A 20,917-nucleotide genomic window follows, 5' to 3' on the forward strand; every position below is an offset into this window, starting at 1 on the left:
GGACCGAGCGCAGCCGTCTGGTCAAAATATGGTTGATTTCGCACAGCGCGTCAATCTCCGTTGTTGCCCAGCGCACATACGCGCGTTGGCTGTGTTCTGGCGAAGATCGAGTTGCGGAATTTTTTACCGTGCAGGGTTTTATTTATAAGAGTAGCTAAATGTGCGGACGTGCTTTTTAACCGTCTCGCACCGCACGAGAAGTATGTCCCCAATTGGGTGCGTCGGCCGACGCGCGCAAACCACGGATTGCAATCATTCAGACAACCTGTAGAGAATTGTCGGGCATCCGTTCTTCCTGCGCTCGCGGTCGCGTTGCAGCGAGATCTCGCATCGCCGACCCGCATGCACGCGACCGTTTCATGCGCAAAGCAATTGCTGCGTGCGCAACGAATCATCGCGCATAGGTTCAGAAACTATCCCTTGACAAAGTACTGCGGCGCCTCCTATTTTTCCTCTGCCATCTTTCATTACAATATATTTCCAGCGCAATCTCGTCGGCGAAACTCAACGGTTTCGCCCCATGCTCTATGGATTATTTAGGCATCCATAGTAAATAAATGGCGCTTGAACTGAACCGACTTTGTCAGGAATGGAAAGTTAAATGTCAGCCGCTTCCTGCCGGTAATTGCATTTGAATTTCAATGCCTTTTTCAAGGCGTTATTACCGGCGAACGCGGTCCCCGCGTAGTGTGACGTCATCATTCGAAGGGGTATAACAATGCATCCGGACAGTAAACCCAGCATGGGCTCGAGCCGCAGCCGGTGCCAGCTGCGCCATGCAGGCGCAATCGCCATTGGCGTGTTGATGCTCGCGGGTTGCGGCGGTGGCGATAGCCCGTCATCGTCTGCCGCGAGCGCAATGAACCAGGTGTCGGCGAGCGCGAAAGCCGCCGCGCAAACGCCGAACTCGCCAGACGCCAACCAGCCCTATACGGACCCGATCGCCTACTCGCCGAACGCCAACGATGGCCTTGCCGCGTCGCAGGTCGCCGAAAAAGCCGCGATCATGCATTACCAGTGGACCTCAGGCAAAACGACGCTCAACTACACGACGACAACCGGCCATCTGACCGCTTCGGACGCAAGCGGCAATGCGGAGGCGACGATGTCCTATGTCGCCTATACCGCGCCGGCCACGAACGGTTCGCCGCGGCCAGTGACGTTCATCTATAACGGCGGACCCGGTTCGTCGTCGATCTGGCTGCGTCTCGGCTCGTTTGCGCCAACGCGTGTCGCGACCCCCGATCCGCTGCTCACCAACTGGCCGAACTTTCCGCTCGTCAACAATGCTGAGAGCCTGATCGATACGACGGACATGGTGTTCATCGACCCGCCGGGCACGGGGCTCTCGGAGGCGATTCTGCCGAACACCAACCAGAAGTTCTGGGGCTGTGATCCGGATGTCAACGTAATGCGCGATTTCATCAAGCGCTATCTGGCCGTGAATAACCGCAGTAGTTCGCCGATCTATCTCTACGGCGAATCGTATGGCACGCCGCGCACCGACATGCTTGCGCTCGCGCTCGAGGCGGCGGGCGTGCAATTGACCGGCATCGTGCTTCAGTCGTCTATCCTGAACTACTTTGCCGATGCGATCGAAGCGACGGCCATCACGGATTCGACGGCCGGCCTGGTGCTCGATACCGATACACTCGCGGGCTATTACCCCGGCTACGCCGAGGTGGCCGCCTACTTCAATCTGGTTTCGCCGCCCCTGATCGATCAAGGCCTCTTCGCGTTGCAGTCGGAGATCTTCGCGACGGGCCAGTACCAGCATTTCCGCAAATACGCGCAATCGTGGGTGCTGAGTCAACTCGGTATTCCCGGCGCGCTGGGCAAGCCGGTCTTTCCGCCCCAGAAGACGCTGGATTCGTGGCGCTGGCCTTCGAGCCTCACATTGCAGGCGCTCAATGGCTATTTCAACGTGAACCCGTTCAATAACGAACTGATCCCGGGCACGACGATCGGCCGTTACGATGGGCGCGTGTCGCTGCCGAATTCGGATCCGCGTTTGCAGAGTGACGGCGACCCGTCGGACATCCTCATCTCGCAGCCGTTCACGACCGCACTCGCCACGCAGATGCCGGATTATCTCGGCTACACGGCGCCGAATGCGACGTATATGCCGCTGAACGACAACATCATCGGAGTCTGGGACTTCTCGCACGACGGTCAGCCGTTGCCCGATACGCTGCCCGACCTGCTCGGCGCGATCCAGCTCAATCCGCAGCTGAAGGTGCTTGCGGAGAACGGCTTTCACGATCTCGCTACGCCGTTCTTCAATACGGAGAAGCAGCTTGCGCGTCTGCAAACGGTGGCCGGTTTGAGCCCGAACCTGCAGGTCAACTTCTTCCAGGGCGGACACATGATTTATCTGGACGACGTAGCGCGCCCGAAGATGAAGGCCGATCTCGTGAGCTACTATGGTGGTCAACCCATCCCATTGGCGCTTTCGCTCTGGACGCTTCCGCAGCCGTGGCCCGACGAGAGTCCCGCGGGTACGCCGACTTCCACGGCAGTCGCGGCAGCGGGTCAATAACGTCACAGGCCGGGGGCTTCGTCGAGCATCGATTATCGACAGTCGATTGAGGCCCGCTCCTCACTCATTGAAGGCGAGCGATCATGTCTACATTCAAAAAGCTGTCGTGCGTTGCTCCGCTCATGCTTTGCGCGATGGCGGCGGTCACAATAGGCCATGCCCAGGCGGCAACGCAAGCGGTGGCGCCCGTTCAGCTTCCGAAGGGCGGCCACGGTGTCGATGGCCCATTCTTCCCGTCGAGCCGGCCAGCGCCGCTCACACCCTCCACCGGTACACAATTGCAGCAACAGGCGCAACAGCGGGTGGAGGCACGCCTCGGCGCGAATTCCGCATTGAGCAACGGCGCTTCGATCACGAAAGCGCAGGCGCAAAGCAGCGGGCTCGGGTTTATCGCGCAGCATTTCGATCAGATCGACACGGCGCATACGGGCAGGGTGTCGATGAGCGACGTGCGGCAATATCTGCAGAAACAGGGCCAATGAGGCCGCGAATCTGTCGCGCTGCAGTGGTCGGCGTCGTGGGCGTGCTGGCGGCGGGGGCAGGCGCCCCGACCAGTTTCGCGCTCGACGCCGCTGCCGTCGTGCTGCCTCAGGATGCGCCGCATTACAAGGTGGGCGACAACTGGACCTTCGAGCGGTCCGACCCGTTGTCCGGTAAGGGGCGAACCTTCACGCAAACCGTGACGTCCGCCACGCCGATGGCAGCGCATCGCTTCTGATCGGCCCCGGCGGCACGCGCCTGGAACTCACCTCCGAAGCCAATGTGATTCCCAATGGCGCCGACGGGCGTGCCTGCGGGATCGCGCTGCATTTTCCGCTGCGGGCCGGCGCGCGCTATGAGGCGGACTGCATGGCCACTGCCCCTTCGGGCATGAGGGTGCAGCGCCGGGCCCAATGTGAAGTGGCCGGCGTGGAGACGGTCAACACGAAGGCGGGCACTTTCTCCGCGATCAAGATCACGATGAGCGGTGTCTGGCAGCCGCAGTATGGCCCGGGCGGCGGGTCGATGGAGGAGACGCTCTGGTATGCCCCGAGCGTCAAGCGCGTGGTGCGCGAAGAGTTTCAGGGCCGTCTGGCCGGAAGGGGCGCGCCCGCGACGAACGCAATCGAACTGGTGCGTTACGCAGTGAAGCCGTAACGCCGTTCTCATCGAATTTGTTTGCACACGAAATCTCCCACTGCCTCGCTCTCTCCATCAAATGATGGAGGCGCAAGCGTGCGCGGTTCCATAGGCTTAGGGAGCGGAGCGCTAGTCGGCACGAGCCGGGGTCTCCGTCGACGACTGCTTTCGGCCCGCTGCGCGTTATGAGCGCCAGACGCCTGCTATGGTGACAAGGAGATGACCATGAAGATCAAGCATTCAAGAATTTTGTCGGCAACAGCCTTTGCACTTCTCTCGCTCAGTGGCGTCGCGCAGGCCGACGGTGGCCGTTGCTCGAACGCAACGTTAAGGGGAGCTTACGGATTTCACGGTCATGGAGAAATTCTTGGCTTGCTGGACAGCAACAACAAGCTGCACCTGTTTGCCTCGCCATCGACACTCGATGACGTGGCCATCGTGACGTTCGACGGCTCAGGTAAATTCACTCGCACCGACTTCGGCATGATCAATGGCTTGCCGAAAGGCGGGCAGACTGCCTTCAACCCGTACCAGAGCGGGACGTACACCGTGAACTCCGATTGCACGGGGATCATGAAACTGGTTTATGGCAGCGGCGGACCGGTGCTGGCCGGCGTCGAGACCGACCTGCAAATCGTGGTTTCCGACGACGGGACGCTCATCGAATCCGTTGTCTACAAGGCGTATTCGCCCGCGTCCGGTCCTACCGCCGACGGCACGACGTGTCCGCCGAATTGCGATCAAGGTGTGCAGGAACAATTCGAAGGGAAGAAGGTTCTCGTTTACGGCTTCCGCTAAGCGCACCTCTCGCTTTCGGGAGGGCCGCGTTGCACGTATTCATTTCGTGCTACGTGGCCGTTACATCGTCGCGATTCTTCTCTTGGTTTCTCTTCGATATCGTCGGCGCTTAACGCAGCGAGTAGCCCCGGCCCTGCATGCAAGCCTCCCACGCCTGGCGATAGCTGGCGAGCGCCTGTTGTTGCGCCGATTCCATCTGTGCGTTCTGCGCCGCCGCGGCACGCCCCTGGCGCCGGTGCGCTACGCCCCCGGCAACCGTGCCGGCCACGGCGCCGATGGCCGCGCCGTGGCCGGCGTCGCCCCCCATTGCACCAGCGGCGGCACCAATGGCCGCGCCTCCGGCGGCGCCCCGGACACGTTGGCCATTCGGCGCTTGAGCTTGCGGCGCGGCGTTTGCCACGACCGCTGGGTCAATTCCTGTTTTCTGTTTTGCCCACGCATAGCAGGCGCCTTCATCGGAACTTTGCTGCTGGGCGCTTTGGCCTTTCGACGGGTACACGACGGTTTGCTGCGCAAGAACCGGAAGTGCCGTTCCCGCGATCACTATTGCGGTGGGAACAAAAACGAAGCGATTGATTCTCATGGAAGACTCTTCCCATAGTGGCCTGGATAAGTCGGCAGAGAATATCTCGTGCTCATTCGATCGCGTAGGTGCATGGGTCAATAAGCGTTGTTCCCGTTGATACGTGTCAATGGAGGTCAAAACGAAGCCGAGGATCACGGGTTGCGGCCGCATTTGATTTATTCGCTTTTGCATAAAACAGGGAGATGCATGCGACAAATATTCTGGTTCTTAACGAACTCAATTCGGCTATTGATTGATTGACTGTCTGGCAAGCAAGGTGTGTGCACAGCTCCGCGCGATTGCGGCGGGGCCAATGGTACGCTTGGGCTTCTCGAGATCACGTGGCTGGAGATTGCCTATCATGAAGCGCTTGTGCTGCGCAGCGTTCCTCGCCTTACTCGTTGCCGGTTGTGCTTCGCCGTCGTCGCCGCCCGCTGCCGACACCAACAGCTACATGCTGCACACCCCCGATGGCGCGAAGCCCGGTTCCCCCACCTCGAAGCCGCCGAGGCTCACCGTGGGCGTTAGCGATCCCGACACGCAACTGATTCTTCCGTGGTTCCTCAACGACATCATCAACTTCGTGAATTACCGCTAGTCCGCGCTCTCTCTCCCGGCGACCCGGAAAAACCCTCCCTTGAAGCCTGAAAAACCATTTCCTACTCTATGAAACGTTTCAGTTCGGGCGGGTAACCTCAGCGCATCTCGTCGGGCGGACAGACCAGCATGGACGACCGCAAGAAAAGTGCCAGTACACTCAAGGACGTCGCGAATGCGGCGGGAGTCTCGCTGGGCACGGCGTCGAAGGTGCTCGCGGGCGCCGCAAACGTGAGCGAAGCGCGCCAGCGCCAGGTCTGGGAAGCGGCCCGCAAGCTCGGATACCGGCGCAACAGTCTGGCCGCCGAATTGCGCAGTTGCCGCTCCACGTCGATCGGCTTTGTCGTGCCCGACCTGACCAATTCGTTCTTCATCGAACTGGTCTGCGCGCTCGAAGACCATGCCCTCGAATCCGGTTACCGGCTCATCCTCGCGCATGCCCAGGAAAACCCGGAGCGCGAAGCGGAACGCATCCGCTTCGTCCTCTCGCGCCAGGTGGCGGGCATGATCATCATTCCATGCCACGGCTACGAGCACGCGATCAGCGAACTGCGCGAATGCGACGTGCCGCTCGTCATGGCCGATCGCGTGGACAGCAGTTTTCCCGCCAACACGGTCACGACCGACAGTCATCGCGCGGCGATGGACGGCACCGCGCATCTGATCGCGCTCGGTCACCGCCGCATCACGTTCATCGTCAATGCGCTCGACCTCGTAAACAGCCGCGAGCGGGCCCAGGGCTACCAGGACGCGATGCAGCGCGCCGGGCTGGCGCAGCACGCCAACGTCGTGGTGTGCGGCATGAGCGATACCGAAAGCCACGCGACGACGCTTGGCGTGCTCGCCGCGCGCGAGCGCCCCACGGCGCTCTTCACGGGCGCGAACGTCGCGACGCTCGGCGCGCTGCGGGCGATCCGCGATGCGGGCCTGCAGTTACCGGACGACATCTCGCTGCTTTCCTTCGACGACGCGCCGTGGATGTCGGTGCTGCGTCCCGGCATCAGTTCGATTCGTCAACCCGCCGAGGCGATAGCCCGCGGTATCTGGCATCTCCTGCACAAGCAGTTGCTGGGCGAAAACCCGGAGATCGTGCACTTGCGCATGCGTGCCGACCTGCGCGTGCGCGACAGCACGGGCCCGGTGCGGTATGACGAATGGGGCGAAGCGGCGCGTGCTTCCGCCGCGCCGCCGCTATAACGTTTTATTTTTTGCAGCACCCGAGGCCGGCCACGCGCCGCCCGGTTCAGACAACAAAGGAGACAGGGCAATGGACAGTCAACGACGCATTCTGATTGCGGGTCTGGTCGCCGCGCCGCTTGCCGGTGCAGCGGGTCTTCTCGGGACGCTCAGCGCGCCCGCGTTCGGGCAGCAGAAGAAGTACCGCTTCGGCTTCTCGCAGGTGACCACGGTCGAGCCCTGGCGCGTACAGTTCAACAAGGACATGAAAGCCGAGGCCGCGAAGCATCCCGAGGTCGATCTGATCATTGCCGACGCCGGCGACCGCACCGACAAGCAGAATGCCGACATGGAGAATTTCATTGCCCAGAAAATGGATGCGATCTTCATTTCGCCGAAGGAGTCGGCGGGGCTGACCGGCGTGGTGGAAAAGGCCTATAAGGCGGGCATTCCCGTGTTCGTGCTCGACCGCGAGGTGAACGGCGAATCCTATACGCAGTTCATCGGCGGCGACAACGTGCAGATCGGCCGCGAAGCCGGCGCATTCATCGTCAAGCTGATGGGTGGCCCGGGTCATGCGCAGGGCAATCTCGTCGAGGTCTGGGGCGGCTTCGGTGCGCAACCGGCGCACGACCGCCACGACGGTGCGGCGAGCGTGATCGGCAAGGAGTCGGGCATCAAGCTCATAGGCGAACGCGTGGACTGCGACTGGAAGCAGGACAAGGCCTACGAGTACATGAAGACGGTGTTGCGCGTGAATCCGAAAATCGATGTGGTCTACGGGCACAACGATCCCATGGCCTACGGCGCCTATCTCGCGGCCAAAGATGCGGGGCGCGACAAGAGCATCAAGTTCGTGGGCATCGACGGCTTGCCACAGGAGGGCGCGACCTGGGTCTCGCAAGGCCTGCTTGCCGGAACGTTCATGTACCCCACGCCCGGCGCCGAAGGCATACGCCAGGCGCTCAAGCTGCTGCACGGCGAAAAGATCCCGAAGAAGGTCACGTTGCCGACCCAGGGCATTTTTGCCGACAACGCCAAGGCGTATATTGCTAGCCACTCCTGAATGAATGCCATTGCCACCGCGCCGCTCATCGAGGCGGCAGGCCTGTCGATTTCGTTCAACGGCAGCGCCGTGTTGTCGAGCGTCGACTTCGATGTCGTGGCGGGGGAGGTGCATGCGCTTGTCGGCGAGAACGGCGCGGGCAAATCGAGCCTGATGAAGATGCTGGGCGGCCTCTATGCGCCGGACAGCGGCACGATACGCGTGCGGGGAGTGCCCACGCGCCTCGCGAGCGTCAACGACGCGATCGATGCAGGGATCGCGGTCATTCATCAGGAACTGAACCTCGTCGATACGCTTTCAGCGGTCGACAACATATTCCTCGGCAAGGAACCGCGCACACGCTGGGGCTTTCCCGACCGGCGCGCCATGCGCACGGCTGCGCGCAACGTACTTGGCCAATTGGGTTTTCGTGCGAGTCCCGATACGCTGGTCGGCGCGCTGCGGGTGGGCGAAAAGCAACTGGTGGAAATTGCCAAGTCGCTGGTGGCCGAAGCACGGGTGCTGATCATGGACGAGCCGACCTCGGCGCTCTCCGACGCGGAGACCCAGGCGCTCCTCACGCTCACGCGGCAACTGCGCGAACGCGGCATGGGCATCGTGTTGATCAGCCACCGGCTGGGGGAAGTCTTCGCCGTGGCCGACCGCGTGACCGTGCTGCGCGACGGCCGGCGCATCTCGACGCTGCCGGTCGCGCAGGTGGAGTCCTCGACGGCGCTCGTCTCGATGATGATCGGCAAGGACTTCGCGCCGCCCGAGCGCGGCGCGGACGAAGCGCCGCGCGCTCGCAGCACGAGTGTGGAGGTGCGCAATCTCTCGCTGTGGGGACCGTCGCGCGCGATGGTGCGCGACGTGTCGTTTGCGGTGCGCGAGGGCGAAGTGTTCGGCCTCTCGGGTCTGCTCGGCGCGGGCAAGACCGAAGTGCTCGAAGCCATCTACGGGATTTCGGCCTACCGGCAGGAGGGTGCGATTGCCATTGCGGGGCAGCACCGGTCATTCAAATCGCCAAACGAAGCTGCGGAATCTGGCCTCGCCTTCGTGACCGAAGACCGCAAGAAGGATGGCCTCGTGCTCGACCAGTCGCTGGAAGCGAATTTCGTGCTGCCGTCGTTGCCGCGCGTGCCCGGCTTTCCGTTCTACCGGCGGCGCAGGCTGTGCGGCTGGGCCGCCGAACAGGCACGGGCCTCGCGGGTCAAGCATCGCAGCCTCGCGCAAAGCGCCAATAGTCTGTCGGGCGGCAATCAGCAAAAGCTCATCATCGGCAAGTGGCTGATGACGAAGCCGCGCATCCTGCTGCTCGACGAACCGACGCGCGGCGTGGACGTCGCCGCCAAGGCGGAGATCTACCGCCAGATACTCGACGCGGCGCGCTCGGGCGTGACCGTGCTGATCGCCAGCTCCGAAATCGACGAATTGACCTTGCTGTGCGACCGCATTCTCGTGCTGTGCGAAGGGCGCGCCAAACAGGTCGTGCCTCGCAGCGATTTTTCCGGCGACCTGCTGATCAATCTCGCTTCGCCTTGAATCGATACTGACTGGAGACTGACCATGCTGCATGTGCAGGACCATGTCGCCGAGCCGGATGCGCCAACGCGCAGGCGTCAACTCAGCACGCTCATGACGCACCTGAAGTACTACCTGGGGCTGATCCTGCTGCTCGTGGTGGGCGCGTTCACCTCGCCTCACTCGACCGATGGCAGCAACATCTTTCTTTCCAGCGCCAATATCTCCGATGTGTTTCGCGAGGTCGCCAACGTCGGCGTGATGTCGATCGGCATGACGCTCGTGATCATCACCGCGGGCATCGATCTTTCCGTCGGGGCGATCATGGGGCTGGGCAGCGTGCTGACCGCCATGCTGCTGACCACGGAGGGGTGGAACCGGGCGACTGATGCCTCGCTCGTGCTCAATGCGATTGCCGTGTTCTCGATCGTGTTCATCGTGCTCGGTGCGTGGCGCAGGCCGCAACGTTCGCATGGCGCGCATGCTGGCGCCGCACGCGCGGTGCGCGGCGCCATTGCGCTGCTGTGCGCGGCGCTGGCGTGCCTGTATATCGCGTTGCACGCAGCGCACCGCATGCCGCTTGCAGGCGTGCTCTGGATCGTGCCGCTAGCGGGCTTCACGGTGGGCAGCATCAACGGATGGATCATCACGCGCGGGCGCATGCAGCCGTTCATCGTCACGCTCGCGGCGATGGTCGGCGTGCTCGGCGCCGCGCGGCTGATCGCGGGGCAGGACACCGCTGTCTATTCGATTTACAGCGGCACGAACGCGACCGCCGATATCGAGAATCTGCGCGCGCTGCTGTTCAATCTGATTCCGGTTCCCGCGCTTTTCTTTCTCGTGATCGCGCTCGCATTCAGCTTCGTGATGAATCGCACGGTGTTCGGAAAATATCTGTATGCGATAGGCGGCAACGAGAAATGCGCCGTGGTTTCCGGGCTTGACGTCAATCGCTACAAGCTGATGGCCTACGCCATTTCAGGCCTGCTCTCGGCGCTGGTTGGCGTGCTCTATGCGGCGCAGTACCGCCAGGGGAAGGCCGATGCCGGGACCGGCTGGGAACTCGACGCGATTGCGGCCGTTGTGATTGGCGGGACGAGTCTGGCCGGCGGAGTTGGGCGCATATCGGGCACGGTGGCGGGCGTGCTCATATTCGGCTTTCTCGGCAACATCCTGTTGCTCAACGATATCGACAGCAATACCCAGCTGGTCCTCAAAGGCCTGATCATCGTGATTGCCGTGTTTCTCCAGCAGACCGACTATGGGCGCGGCGGCTGGATCAAACGAATGATTGCGCGGCGCGATCAATAAACAAAAAACGAATAGCGTACGGCGCGCGTACGAAATAAACGTCGTGCGCGCGCCGTTTCATTCAAACTCGCGCATTTCAGCGTCCACGCGCAAGCCAACTGTCCACCGATTGCACGCCTTCGACCGAAGCCGCGCTGCGCTCGGCCAGCGCGACCTGCTCGTGCGCGTCTACCCATCCGAGCAGCGTGACGGTGCCTCCTCGAGCAAAGACAAATACATGAGAAGTGTTGACGCCATTGCGCGCGAAAGCGACCCGGACGTTGTGCGCGAGTTGCGAGTCGTTTGCCCCCGAGTCTTGAGCCTGAACGGCCGGCACCATGGTGCTGGAAATCAGTAATGCGAGCGTGGAAGTGATGATGGCTTTCACGATACCTCCTTGCAGTGTGGCAGAAGTGCCGGTCAACTCCGGCAGCAAGTCTTCCGGTCCTCTTCAACGCAGGGCCGCGGAAGTCAGAGGGCAAACCAGCCCGCGCAGTGCGCGGCGTAGTGGTCACCGCGATGGCGCGTCGAGGGTTTTGCCAGCCGGGTAGGGAACGGCGGTGCCGTCGCCCGGCGAAAGTTGCGCTGGTGCGTGCTGGTGCATTGCGTTCGGACGGGACGTCGCCGTGCGACGTGGCGGGGAACAGCGGGAGTCGAGGCGCGGGGTTTTGCGTGGCGCGATGGTCTGAAGCCGGAAAGCCCGCGGGACCGATTCGACGTCCCGCGCTGAATGTGCTTACCGGAGAATCTCAACTCGTTGCCCGGCAGGGTATACCTTGATCATAGTCGCTATTGCTGAGGCCTGCTGGTGACAGCGCTGTCAGCAGATCTGCAACGCTGCGGACACAACGGACAAAAAATTCTCGCGTCGTCGTTGCAACTTCACAACGTCAGAGCATCGCTTTTGAAAGCGCTGTCAAGCGCAATTTGGCCGAGGTAGCACGGGTGTTCGGTACATTTCCCTCGCTGCGCATATTTTCCCTCACGACCGCAAACGGAGTTGCGAGCTTTGTGACCATAACGGAATGGTCACAAAGCGGGGGCCTACTCCGGGGCCGCGCGGCGCGCAACTGTTATCGGTAACAGAGTTTTCCCTGGACTCCCGGTTCGATACACGGGGCAGGGGCGTCCCTATAATCGCCTCGAAATGTGATTCGGAACATTTCAGTGAGGCAGCCTGGTAGGGAACGTGTAGAGCGCACGCGACCTGCGCGGTTTGGAGACACCAAAATATATATAGGATAGCTAATGAAAAAGAAGCTTATTGCATTGTCGGTGATGGCAGCTGCGACGACGATGGCGCACGCGCAAAGCAGCGTCACACTGTATGGCCGTATCGACAACGGCGTGCAGTACGAAACCGGCCTCCCGGGCGGTAACAAGTTCTCGGCACAGAGCGGCGACTGGGGTTGCTCCTGGTTCGGCCTGCTGGGTTCGGAGGATCTCGGCGGCGGCACGAAGGCGGTGTTCCAGCTGGAAGGCCAGCTCAATACGATGACGGGGGCTTCGGCGGGCAACCTGTTCGGTCGTCACGCCACGGTGGGTTTCAGCAACGACCGTTTCGGTCTGTTCAAGATGGGTAATCTCGGCGCCGGCGAACTTTCGCAGGACAGCTGGGGCGCGGACCCGCAGCTGATGCAGCGTTACGCCATCTCGACGCTGGTGCGCGGCCGCAACTGGGCCAGCACGACCAACGGCGCCGAATATGATTCGCCCACGCTGTTCGGCGGCCTCGTGTTCAAGGGCCAGTATTCGCTGACCAACAACACGAGCTGGAACTCGGCGCCGGTCAACGCACAGGGCGTGCCGACGGGCCAGGGCCGCACGAACGCGATCGAAGGCATCTATACGTGGGGCAGCGGCGACTTCCGCGTGATCTATGACGAAGTTCGCGGCGCAGACGGTTCGTTCAACAACGTGTATTCGGCTTCGCGCTCGATTCTCGCCGGCGGCACGTACGTGATCGGTCCGGTGAAGATTTATGCCGGCTACCAGCACCTGAGCGCACCGAGCGCCACCAACGCAAGCGTGGGCGTGACCGATGCGTCGCAGCCGGCTGGCGTGCGCGCACCGACGGCGGTGGACCACGAATGGATCGGCGCTGGCTGGCAGGTGAACGACGCTTCGGCGATCACGGCTGCTGTGTTCCACGCGAACGCGAACAACGGCAACGGCAACGCCACGCTGTTCACGCTCGGCACGACGTACAACCTCTCGAAACGCACGTTCCTGTACGCGGAAGCGGGCTACGTACACAACAGCTCGACGTCGAACATCAACCTCGGCAATGGTTCGTACGGCAACAACAACTTCGACGCGACGACGGGCACGTCGTCGAACGACAACCCGAACTACGGTCACAGCCAGACCGGTGTGTTCGCGGGCATCATGCACATGTTCTGATTTGACTTCGTGTGACCTGTAGTTGTTGTGATCTCTTTGTGTTAGGTACTGCTTAATTCTCTTTCATAGAGAGGCTGGTGCGATCTCTCCTCCACCCTGGTCGCACCGGCTGCTTTTTCTGCGGTTCTTTTCTGTAGTTCGTTTCTGTTAGTCACTTCGAATACGTATCTGCAAGCGCTTTTTTCAGTGTTTGAAAGCGCTTTCATGAAAATGTTCAGGCGGAACTCATGACCGATGACACCAAGGAAGCACCCGGCGCGCCCAGTGTCCAGAGCGGACCCACTCCGGGTCCCAACGTGACGCTGGAAGAAATTGCGCGCGCTGCCGGCGTGTCTCCGAGCACGGTGTCGCGCATCCTGAACGGCACCGCGCGTGTTCTCCCCGAAAAGCAGCGCGCGGTGGAAGAGGCGATCGCGCGGTTCAACTATCGGCCCAACGTGCTGGCGCGCAGTCTTGCGAGCGGCCGGACCGAAACCATCGGCGTACTGACGCAGGCCGTGTCGAGTCCGTTTTACGCCGAGTGGCTGCGCGGTATCGAAGAGGCGCTTTCCGAGCCAGGCTTCACGCCGATTTTCGTGAGCAGCCGCTGGAATGTGGTCGACGAAAAAGCGCGCCTCGAAGAATTCATCGCGCGCCGCGTCGACGGCATCATTCTGTTGCACGCTCAACTCGACGAGCCGACGCTCACTGAATACTCGCGCTACGCGCCCATGCTGGTGCTTGGACGTTCGGTGCAAAACGGCACGGCGCTGGCGGGCCTGCCGATCGACAACCTGCAGGGCGCGCGCGACGCGACCCGTCATCTGATCGAGCAGGGCCACCGCGAGATCGCGTTCATTGCCGGCCCGAGCAGTCACGAGGACGCGATCGAGCGTCTCGACGGTTACCGTATCGCGCTGGAAGAGGCGGGCATCGGCTTCGACGCCGATCTGGTCGAGCAGGGCGATTACCTTGAAACAGGCGGGCTCGCGGCCATGGAGCGGCTGTTGGTGCGCCGGCCGTCGTTGAGCGCGGTGTTCTGCGCGAACGACCAGACCGCGTACGGCGCGCGTCTCGCGATGTTCCGCCGCGGCGTGCGCGTGCCCGAAGACGTGTCGCTGGTCGGCTTCGACGATCTGCCGACTTCTTCGTACATGACGCCGCCTCTCACGACGGTGCGCCAGCCGACCTATGAAATCGGCCGCCTCGCCGCGCAAGGCATCGTGCAGATGATCCGTAAGCAGCCCATCGCGCTGAGCCCCATTCCGCTCACGCTGGTGACGCGCGAGACGACGCGTCGCATCGGGCCGTCGTTGAGCCCGGGCGACAAGGGTGCATAAGGTTCGCGTCCAGATCGGGCCGTTTTTTTAGTTTTGCGGTGAAAGCGCTTTCAAACACCGGAAGCGCGGAAAGCAGGGCGTCAAGCACTGCGAATCAATACAACAGGGGAAGTAGTTCGTAGCAGCAGGGGAGCAATTGAACGTCACTCACAAACGTTTCACCAGGAGACATGTAATGAATTTCCGTTTTTCAGGCACTGCCGCTGCAGTTTTGCTCAGCCTGGCTACCGTGGCTGCGCATGCCAACACCACGCTGAATGTCGCGGTGTTTCCGAAGCTCGACCAGGAAATCAAGGACGCGATTCCCGCTTGGAAGAAGCTGCATCCGGACGTCGACATCAAGGTGTCGTCGCTTGCGATCGCCGATCACCACAACGCCATGACCACCGCGCTCGCAACGAGCTCGGACCTGCCCGACGTGATGGCCGTCGAAGTCGGCTTCATTGGCCGCTTTGCAGCGGGCGGTGGTCTCGAAAACCTGGCCAAGCCGCCCTATAGCGCCGGCCAGTACAAGAGCCAGTTCATCAACTACACGTTCGCGCAGGCGACCACGCAGGACGGCCAGATTGTGGGCATGCCGGGCGATATCGGCCCGGGCACGCTGTTCTACCGCAAGGACATTCTCGACAAGGCGGGCGTGACCGAAGCCGACCTGACCAAGTCGTGGGAGTCGTATCTCGCGGCCGGGCAGAAGATCAAGAAGGCGACGGGCGCGTATCTGATGGCGTCGTCGCGCGATATCGAAGACATCTATATTCGCGCCGACCTGAAGGAAGGCGACGGCGTGTACTTCGACAAGGCCGGCAATCCGGTCGTGACGTCGCCGCGTTTCGTGAAGGCATTCGAGCTGGCGAAGAAAGCACGCGATCTCGGTCTCGACGCGAAGATCACGCCGTGGTCGAACGAGTGGGCCGAAAGCTTCAAGCGCGGCACGGTCGCCACGCAAATGATGGGCGCATGGCTCGGCGGCCACCTCTCGTCGTGGATCGCACCGGATACGAAGGGCCTGTGGCGCGCAACGAATCTGCCCGACGGCGCTTATGCATCGTTCGGCGGCACGTTCTGGTCGATTCCGGTGAAGGCTACGCAAAAGCAGCTGTCGTGGGAATTCATCAAGTTCCTGACGACGCGTCCGGACGAGCAGCTCGCTTCGTTCCGCTCGATCGACGCCTTCCCGGCGCTGCTTTCCGCGCAGCACGACGACTTCTTCGCGCAGCCCGTGGCGTTCCTCGGCGACGAGAAGGCTCGCCTGATCTGGCGCGATGCGGCCTCGCACATCCCGGCGATCCAGCGCAGCAAGTATGACCAGGTTGCCGAAGAGGCGGTCCACTCGGCGCTCGACAAGGTGGTCGACAGCAACGAGGACATCCACCAGGCGCTGCAGGAAGCACAGGCTGAGATCACGCATCGTATCCGCCGTTAAGCGGTTCTGATGAAACGGCGCGGCACGCATCGCCGCGCTTTGAAGCCCGCTGCAACAGCGTGGCCGGTCGCCCCGGCCGGCCACGCCCGAATGGACGGAACTATCGATGAACTCTCCTCTGCCCACAACTGAACAGGTCTCCCGGGAAGGGCTCGTGCGCGATACGCTCGCGCCGCTCGCCCACGCTCATGGCAAACCGCGGCTCAATCCGGTCAAGATCGCGCCGTACCTGTTTCTCGCACCGTTTTTCCTGCTGTTCGCGGTGTTCCTGGCCTTTCCGCTGCTGTTTTCGCTGTATCTCTCGTTCCAGAGCTGGGACGCGACAGCGGGACTGGCGAGCATGAAGTGGGTGGGCCTGTCGAACTTTACGTTCACGCTGACTGACCCGTGGTACTGGAAATCGCTCTACAACACGGCTTCGATGGCGGTCATGTCCGGCGTGCCGCAGCACCTCATTGCGCTGCCGCTGGCGTTCTTTCTGCAAACCGCATTTCGCCGCTGGCGCAATTTTGTGGTCGGGCTGTATTTTCTGCCCTTCATCACGTCGAGCGTGGCAATCGCGCTGATCTTCTCGTCGCTGTATTCGACCGACTTCGGCATGATCAATCTCGCCATTGCCGAAATCGGCAAGATTCCGGGGCTGCACTGGATCGTGCCTTCGAAACCGATCGAGTGGCTGTATAACCCGGCGAACGTGAAGCCGGCGGTTTCTGTCGTCGTCTTCTGGCGCTACGTGGGCTGGAATACGGTGCTTTATCTGTCCGCGCTTCAAACCATTCCGAAGGACATTTACGAAGCGGCGCGCATTGACGGCGCCAATGGCTGGCAACAGTTCACGCGCATCACGATTCCGCTTCTCAAGCCGATGATCTTCTTCGCGGTCACGCTTTCGATCATCGGTGGACTGCAACTGTTCGAAGAGCCGTTCATCCTGCTCCCGAACGAAGGCATGGGGACGAGTCAGTCCGGCCTGACCACGGCTGTATACATGTATCGCACGGCATTCCACGACGGCGACTTCGGCACGGCGAGTTCGATTGCGTGGTTGCTCTTTATCACGATTTCCGCGCTGATGTGGCTCAACACGCGCATTTTCCACCGCAGCGGCATGAAAGAAGAGGCACAGCGATGAAACTGTCGAAAAACAAGGCGCGTTATACGGGTTACGCCGTCGTGCTGGCGGGCGCGGTGCTGATGTTCTCTCCGTTCTGGTTCATGTTCGTCTTCGCCACGCATACGAGTTCCGAGATTTTCTCGATGCCGCCGCCGCTTTGGTTCGGCAACGCGTTTCTCGACAACATGGCGTCGCTCATGCGTCACATTCCGTTCTGGCGCAACCTGGGCTGGAGTTTCTACACGGCCACGATCCAGACCGTGCTGACGCTGCTCGTCACCTCGATGGCCGGCTACGCGTTTGCGATGTATGAATTCCGCTTCAAGAAAACGCTCTTTGCCGTTGCGCTCACGGCCATGCTGGTGCCTCCGTTCCTCAGCATGATCCCGACCTTCATGACGATGAACCTGCTCGGCTGGATCAATCAGCCACGCGCGCTGTATGTGCCCGGCGCGGCTGCCGCGCTCGGCGTGTTCCTCATGCGCCAGTACATCGCGTCAGCCATTCCGTCTGACCTGATCGAGGCGGCGCGCATCGACGGCTGCGGCGAGTTCCGCATCTACTGGAGCATCGTGCTGCCACTGCTCGGGCCGGCACTGGGCACGCTTGGGCTCATCAGCTTCATTCAGGCCTGGAATAACTTTCTGTCGGCGCTCGTGGTGCTGCGTTCGCCTTCGATGTATACGCTTCCCCTCGCGCTGCGCATTTTGCAAAGCCCCACTAATTCGGACTGGGGCGCGGTGATGGCCGGCTCCGCGGTCGCCGTGGTGCCGTTGCTGGTGCTGTTCGCTTTCACCTCGCGGCGCTTGATCGACGGTTTGACGACCGGCGCCGTCAAGGCCTGAGTTTCTCTACATTCATTTCGTGTCCACTCACGCAAAAGCGGGTACGACTAATCAGGATACCTATCGTTATGTCGACGTTTCGATTCAAGGAAGACTTCGTCTGGGGCGTGGCCACCAGTTCATATCAGATCGAAGGCGCAGCCCGTGAAGACGGCCGTGGCGAGTCGATCTGGGACACGTTCTGCCGCGTGCCCGGCAAGGTCGTGAAAGGCGAGAGCGGCGACGTGGCCTGCGATCACTACCATCGTTTGGAAGAAGATCTCGATCTGATGGCGCAAATGGGCGTCAATGCCTATCGCTTTTCGATTGCGTGGCCGCGCGTGCAGCCGGATGGTCGCGGCGCGTACAACGAAAAGGGCCTCGCGTTCTACGAGCGTCTGGTCGATGGCTTGCTCGAGCGCGGCATCCAGCCGTTCGCGACGCTGTATCACTGGGACTTGCCGCAAGCGTTGCAAACGGAGCAGAACGGCTGGGAAAGCCGCGATACGGCGTATCGTTTCGCCGACTACGCCCGCAAGATCGGCAGCGTGCTGGGCGACCGCGTGGCTTCGATCGCGACGCACAACGAGCCCTGGTGTACCGCATGGCTCGGCAACGCAACGGGCTACTTCGCACCGGGCAACGCCGACCTGAAGAAGGCGGCACACGTGGCGCATCATCTGCTGCTTTCGCATGGCCTTGCCGTTCAGGCCATGCGCGCCGATGGCGTGAAGGCGCCGCTCGGCATCGTGCTCAACCAGTCGCCGGCACACGGGGCGACCGACGCGCCCGAGGATCTTGTTGCCGCATCGCTCGAATACGCGAAGTTCGTGCGCTGGTACATGGACCCGATCTTCAAGGGCGAGTATCCGGCCGAAGCGCTGCAATGGTATGGCGCGAACGGCCCGCAAGAGGTGATTCGCGAGGGCGACTTCGGCATCATCGGCACGCCGCTCGACTTCCTCGGCATCAACTACTACACGCGAATTTTCGCGAGCGCTTCGGGCAACAAGCGTCCGCCGGGCGTGCACGGCTTTACGGACATGGACTGGGAAGTCTATCCGGAAGGCCTGACTGAGCTGCTCACGAAGCTCAATGCCGAGTACAAGCTGCCGCCGATTTTCATCACCGAGAACGGCTGCGCGTCGAAAGACGTGCTCGAAAACGGCCGTGTGCAGGACACCGACCGCATCCACTTCCTCGATCTGCACCTGGCCGCACTGTCCGAGGCCGCGCGACAGGGTGTGGACGTAGCCGGCTATTTCGCATGGAGCATGCTGGACAATTTCGAATGGGCGTCCGGCTACGACAAGCGCTTCGGCATGGTGTACGTCGACTACGAGACCCAGAAGCGCACGCTGAAGGACAGCGCACACTGGTATAGCGAGGTCATCGCGGAGCATGCCGCCGCCGAGGCCGCGCGCTAACGCGGGCACACAGACCGCACCGTAACCCGCGCGAAGAGGGCAGACACGCCAACCTCGCGCGGGACGACAAGCAAGAGCACCAAGGAGGACGTAACAATGGGCGAACTCGTATTGCGCAACGTCGTGAAGACGTATGGCGAAGGTCCGCAGATCATTCAGGGCATCGATCTTCATATTCCCGACGGACAGTTCACGGTATTCGTCGGGCCGTCGGGTTGCGGCAAGTCGACCATGCTGCGCATGATCGCCGGGCTCGAGGAAGTGAGCGGCGGCGACATTCTGATCGACGGCATTCGCGTGAACGATCTGCAGCCAGTGGATCGCGGCGTGTCGATGGTGTTCCAGAGCTACGCGCTCTACCCGCATATGACGGTTGCGGAGAACATGGGCTTTTCGCTGAAGCTCTCGGGCAAATCGAAGCGCGAAGTGCGCGAGGTCGTGGGCCGCACTGCCGAAATCCTGCAAATCACGCACCTGCTCGAGCGCAAGCCCAAGGCGCTCTCGGGCGGCCAGCGGCAGCGCGTTGCGATTGGCCGCGCGATCGTGCGCAAGCCGCGTGTGTTTCTGTTCGACGAGCCGCTGTCGAATCTCGATGCGGCGCTGCGCGTGCAGATGCGTATCGAGCTTGCGAAGCTGCACCGCGAACTCGGCACGACGATGATTTACGTCACGCACGATCAGGTCGAGGCGATGACGCTCGGCGAGCAGATTGTGGTGTTCAACAAGGGAAACATCGAGCAGACGGGTGCGCCGCTCGATCTGTACGACCGGCCCGCGAACCGCTTTGTCGGCGGATTTATCGGCTCGCCGCAAATGAACATGCTCGGCGCCACGGTCGTGTCGCAAAACGGCCTGCAAACCGTCCTCGCGCTTGCGGGTGCGAGCCACCGTATCGCGTTGTCGGGCCGCCCGGATCGTGCACTCAACGGCGAATTGACCCTGGGCGTGCGCGCCGAACACCTGAGCATCGGCCTTGCGGACGAAGGCATCGCAGCGCGCGTGGAGCTGGTCGAACATCTGGGCGACGTGTCGATCCTGCACGCGCGCCTCGACGGCGTGGCGCATGCCATTGCGCTCAAGCTCGACAAGAAGGACGCGCAATACGAGCCGGGCGCGCGCGTCGGCATCAAGGTGGCCTCGTCCGCGCTCACGCTGTTCGATGCGAAGGGCGCGGCGGTGGCGTTCGAGCGCCCCGAAGTGGGAGAAAACGCTCGAGCCGTCGTTTGACGTGCCGGTTTGCGTAGGGGAAGAGTGCCATGGCGAACAAAGGGGCGAAGGCCGATTTCGCGTCCGCTGCCAATGCGCTGACCGGGCAGGCCCCGATGTCAGCTGAAACGCGCGATGTGACGGACAGGGAACGCGAGCCGCAATGCAACCGCCAGGAGAAACGGCGCGAGCCGCTGCATGCGTTCATCGTCCATTTCGATGCGGAGCCTTCGTCGAAGCCGCCGGATGATCCGGACTAGCGAATGTGACGATATGGGGGCAGGGATGATTACGAGTGTCGCGAATGGGCGTTACGACTTTTCTTACCGCACATTTAACGTTAGCCGGAACGGTACTTTTTTGCAGTACCCTGTTGCCAGCTTGCCAGGCGCTCTTTCCTTGCTAGACCGGGCTCCGGCTGGGTTTACGCGGACTCTGCGTCAAATCCCCAAGCCCAGGTAAACCACGCATGGCGGCGCCCGAACGAGGCATTTAACATGAATTAACGTTAAGGATAACGTTATTATGTTTCTGCTTAATCGACGGTCTGC

Annotated in this window: 20 protein-coding genes; 18 read left to right on the plus strand and 2 right to left on the minus strand. The window is 61.7% G+C overall.

All coding sequences use genetic code 11. The features are described 5' to 3' along the window. Positions 1-718 precede the first annotated feature (718 nt). The 5 genes from M3A49_RS06050 to M3A49_RS06070 all read left to right on the plus strand — a co-directional run bounded on the left by M3A49_RS06050 (position 719) and on the right by M3A49_RS06070 (position 4,456). A complete protein-coding gene (locus tag M3A49_RS06050) occupies positions 719-2,539 on the plus strand; it encodes a S10 family serine carboxypeptidase-like protein (protein WP_266227886.1) in 1,821 nt (606 codons plus the stop codon). 122 nt (positions 2,540-2,661) lie between these two features. After that, entirely contained in the window at positions 2,662-3,021 is a 360-nt protein-coding gene (locus tag M3A49_RS06055; protein WP_416338927.1) for a 2-oxoglutarate dehydrogenase, read from the plus strand. Next, positions 3,018-3,257, plus strand: coding sequence for a hypothetical protein (locus tag M3A49_RS06060; protein ID WP_266227888.1), 240 nt, complete (start codon positions 3,018-3,020; stop codon positions 3,255-3,257). The genes M3A49_RS06055 and M3A49_RS06060 overlap by 4 nt, the downstream gene beginning before the upstream one ends. A 131-nt stretch (positions 3,258-3,388) precedes the next feature. Next, a complete protein-coding gene (locus M3A49_RS06065) occupies positions 3,389-3,676 on the plus strand; it encodes a hypothetical protein (protein ID WP_266227889.1) in 288 nt (95 codons plus the stop codon). A gap of 207 nt (positions 3,677-3,883) precedes the next feature. After that, the gene (locus M3A49_RS06070; RefSeq protein ID WP_266227890.1) at positions 3,884-4,456 is read left to right on the plus strand and encodes a hypothetical protein; all 573 of its coding nucleotides are present in this window, start codon (positions 3,884-3,886) and stop codon (positions 4,454-4,456) included. A gap of 109 nt (positions 4,457-4,565) precedes the next feature. On the opposite strand, the gene M3A49_RS06075 is transcribed toward M3A49_RS06070, so the two are convergent. Further along, entirely contained in the window at positions 4,566-5,039 is a 474-nt protein-coding gene (locus M3A49_RS06075) for a YMGG-like glycine zipper-containing protein (protein WP_266228071.1), read from the minus strand. A 343-nt stretch (positions 5,040-5,382) separates the two neighbouring features. On the opposite strand from M3A49_RS06075, the gene M3A49_RS06080 reads away from it, so the two are divergent. From M3A49_RS06080 to M3A49_RS06100, 5 genes are all read left to right on the plus strand, one after another. Next, complete coding sequence (locus M3A49_RS06080; protein WP_266227891.1) at positions 5,383-5,619, plus strand: hypothetical protein; 237 nt, start codon at positions 5,383-5,385, stop codon at positions 5,617-5,619. Between the two features lie 128 nt (positions 5,620-5,747). Further along, a complete protein-coding gene (locus tag M3A49_RS06085) occupies positions 5,748-6,815 on the plus strand; it encodes a LacI family DNA-binding transcriptional regulator (RefSeq protein ID WP_266227892.1) in 1,068 nt (355 codons plus the stop codon). A 70-nt stretch (positions 6,816-6,885) separates the two neighbouring features. Further along, complete coding sequence (locus M3A49_RS06090) at positions 6,886-7,860, plus strand: substrate-binding domain-containing protein (RefSeq protein WP_266227893.1); 975 nt, start codon at positions 6,886-6,888, stop codon at positions 7,858-7,860. Next, positions 7,861-9,381 (plus strand): sugar ABC transporter ATP-binding protein, encoded by a 1,521-nt coding sequence (locus tag M3A49_RS06095; protein ID WP_266227894.1) that lies wholly within the window; start codon positions 7,861-7,863, stop codon positions 9,379-9,381. A gap of 24 nt (positions 9,382-9,405) precedes the next feature. Then, positions 9,406-10,671: an ABC transporter permease gene (locus tag M3A49_RS06100; RefSeq protein WP_266227896.1), complete on the plus strand. Its 1,266-nt coding sequence runs from the start codon at positions 9,406-9,408 to the stop codon at positions 10,669-10,671. A gap of 76 nt (positions 10,672-10,747) precedes the next feature. On the opposite strand, the gene M3A49_RS06105 is transcribed toward M3A49_RS06100, so the two are convergent. Then, positions 10,748-11,038 (minus strand): BON domain-containing protein, encoded by a 291-nt coding sequence (locus M3A49_RS06105; RefSeq protein WP_266227897.1) that lies wholly within the window; start codon positions 11,036-11,038, stop codon positions 10,748-10,750. An 860-nt stretch (positions 11,039-11,898) separates the two neighbouring features. On the opposite strand from M3A49_RS06105, the gene M3A49_RS06110 reads away from it, so the two are divergent. The 8 genes from M3A49_RS06110 to M3A49_RS06145 all read left to right on the plus strand — a co-directional run bounded on the left by M3A49_RS06110 (position 11,899) and on the right by M3A49_RS06145 (position 20,626). Beyond that, positions 11,899-13,053 carry a porin gene (locus M3A49_RS06110; protein WP_254355448.1) on the plus strand — a complete coding sequence of 385 codons (1,155 nt, stop codon included), beginning with the start codon at positions 11,899-11,901 and terminating at the stop codon, positions 13,051-13,053. A gap of 227 nt (positions 13,054-13,280) precedes the next feature. Further along, positions 13,281-14,372: a LacI family DNA-binding transcriptional regulator gene (locus tag M3A49_RS06115; protein WP_266227898.1), complete on the plus strand. Its 1,092-nt coding sequence runs from the start codon at positions 13,281-13,283 to the stop codon at positions 14,370-14,372. A gap of 175 nt (positions 14,373-14,547) precedes the next feature. Continuing rightward, positions 14,548-15,795, plus strand: coding sequence for an ABC transporter substrate-binding protein (locus M3A49_RS06120; RefSeq protein WP_266227899.1), 1,248 nt, complete (start codon positions 14,548-14,550; stop codon positions 15,793-15,795). A 106-nt stretch (positions 15,796-15,901) separates the two neighbouring features. Further along, positions 15,902-16,927: a carbohydrate ABC transporter permease gene (locus M3A49_RS06125; RefSeq protein WP_266227900.1), complete on the plus strand. Its 1,026-nt coding sequence runs from the start codon at positions 15,902-15,904 to the stop codon at positions 16,925-16,927. Continuing rightward, entirely contained in the window at positions 16,924-17,754 is an 831-nt protein-coding gene (locus tag M3A49_RS06130) for a carbohydrate ABC transporter permease (RefSeq protein ID WP_028204698.1), read from the plus strand. The genes M3A49_RS06125 and M3A49_RS06130 overlap by 4 nt, the downstream gene beginning before the upstream one ends. Before the next feature lie 68 nt (positions 17,755-17,822). Next, positions 17,823-19,160, plus strand: coding sequence for a GH1 family beta-glucosidase (locus tag M3A49_RS06135; RefSeq protein WP_266227901.1), 1,338 nt, complete (start codon positions 17,823-17,825; stop codon positions 19,158-19,160). Positions 19,161-19,256: 96 nt separating this feature from the next. Then, positions 19,257-20,387, plus strand: coding sequence for an ABC transporter ATP-binding protein (locus tag M3A49_RS06140; protein ID WP_254355454.1), 1,131 nt, complete (start codon positions 19,257-19,259; stop codon positions 20,385-20,387). A 29-nt stretch (positions 20,388-20,416) separates the two neighbouring features. Next, complete coding sequence (locus M3A49_RS06145) at positions 20,417-20,626, plus strand: hypothetical protein (RefSeq protein ID WP_254355455.1); 210 nt, start codon at positions 20,417-20,419, stop codon at positions 20,624-20,626. Positions 20,627-20,917 lie beyond the last annotated feature (291 nt).

It is taken from the genome of Paraburkholderia sp. CNPSo 3076 (assembly GCF_026343935.1).
Taxonomy (GTDB): domain Bacteria; phylum Pseudomonadota; class Gammaproteobacteria; order Burkholderiales; family Burkholderiaceae; genus Paraburkholderia; species Paraburkholderia nodosa.

What these genes read in the sequence shown, in the direction of transcription:
- M3A49_RS06065 (WP_266227889.1), top strand. Translation starts at nt 3,389, where the DNA reads ATGGCCACTGCCCCTTCGGGCATGAGGGTGCAGCGCCGGGCCCAATGT.
- M3A49_RS06145 (WP_254355455.1), top strand. Translation starts at nt 20,417, where the DNA reads ATGGCGAACAAAGGGGCGAAGGCCGATTTCGCGTCCGCTGCCAATGCG.
- M3A49_RS06070 (WP_266227890.1), top strand. Translation starts at nt 3,884, where the DNA reads ATGAAGATCAAGCATTCAAGAATTTTGTCGGCAACAGCCTTTGCACTT.
- M3A49_RS06125 (WP_266227900.1), top strand. Translation starts at nt 15,902, where the DNA reads ATGAACTCTCCTCTGCCCACAACTGAACAGGTCTCCCGGGAAGGGCTC.
- M3A49_RS06135 (WP_266227901.1), top strand. Translation starts at nt 17,823, where the DNA reads ATGTCGACGTTTCGATTCAAGGAAGACTTCGTCTGGGGCGTGGCCACC.
- M3A49_RS06130 (WP_028204698.1), top strand. Translation starts at nt 16,924, where the DNA reads ATGAAACTGTCGAAAAACAAGGCGCGTTATACGGGTTACGCCGTCGTG.
- M3A49_RS06140 (WP_254355454.1), top strand. Translation starts at nt 19,257, where the DNA reads ATGGGCGAACTCGTATTGCGCAACGTCGTGAAGACGTATGGCGAAGGT.
- M3A49_RS06080 (WP_266227891.1), top strand. Translation starts at nt 5,383, where the DNA reads ATGAAGCGCTTGTGCTGCGCAGCGTTCCTCGCCTTACTCGTTGCCGGT.
- M3A49_RS06110 (WP_254355448.1), top strand. Translation starts at nt 11,899, where the DNA reads ATGAAAAAGAAGCTTATTGCATTGTCGGTGATGGCAGCTGCGACGACG.
- M3A49_RS06090 (WP_266227893.1), top strand. Translation starts at nt 6,886, where the DNA reads ATGGACAGTCAACGACGCATTCTGATTGCGGGTCTGGTCGCCGCGCCG.
- M3A49_RS06075 (WP_266228071.1), bottom strand. Translation starts at nt 5,039, where the DNA reads ATGAGAATCAATCGCTTCGTTTTTGTTCCCACCGCAATAGTGATCGCG.
- M3A49_RS06120 (WP_266227899.1), top strand. Translation starts at nt 14,548, where the DNA reads ATGAATTTCCGTTTTTCAGGCACTGCCGCTGCAGTTTTGCTCAGCCTG.
- M3A49_RS06050 (WP_266227886.1), top strand. Translation starts at nt 719, where the DNA reads ATGCATCCGGACAGTAAACCCAGCATGGGCTCGAGCCGCAGCCGGTGC.
- M3A49_RS06100 (WP_266227896.1), top strand. Translation starts at nt 9,406, where the DNA reads ATGCTGCATGTGCAGGACCATGTCGCCGAGCCGGATGCGCCAACGCGC.
- M3A49_RS06095 (WP_266227894.1), top strand. Translation starts at nt 7,861, where the DNA reads ATGAATGCCATTGCCACCGCGCCGCTCATCGAGGCGGCAGGCCTGTCG.
- M3A49_RS06085 (WP_266227892.1), top strand. Translation starts at nt 5,748, where the DNA reads ATGGACGACCGCAAGAAAAGTGCCAGTACACTCAAGGACGTCGCGAAT.
- M3A49_RS06055 (WP_416338927.1), top strand. Translation starts at nt 2,662, where the DNA reads ATGCTTTGCGCGATGGCGGCGGTCACAATAGGCCATGCCCAGGCGGCA.
- M3A49_RS06115 (WP_266227898.1), top strand. Translation starts at nt 13,281, where the DNA reads ATGACCGATGACACCAAGGAAGCACCCGGCGCGCCCAGTGTCCAGAGC.
- M3A49_RS06060 (WP_266227888.1), top strand. Translation starts at nt 3,018, where the DNA reads ATGAGGCCGCGAATCTGTCGCGCTGCAGTGGTCGGCGTCGTGGGCGTG.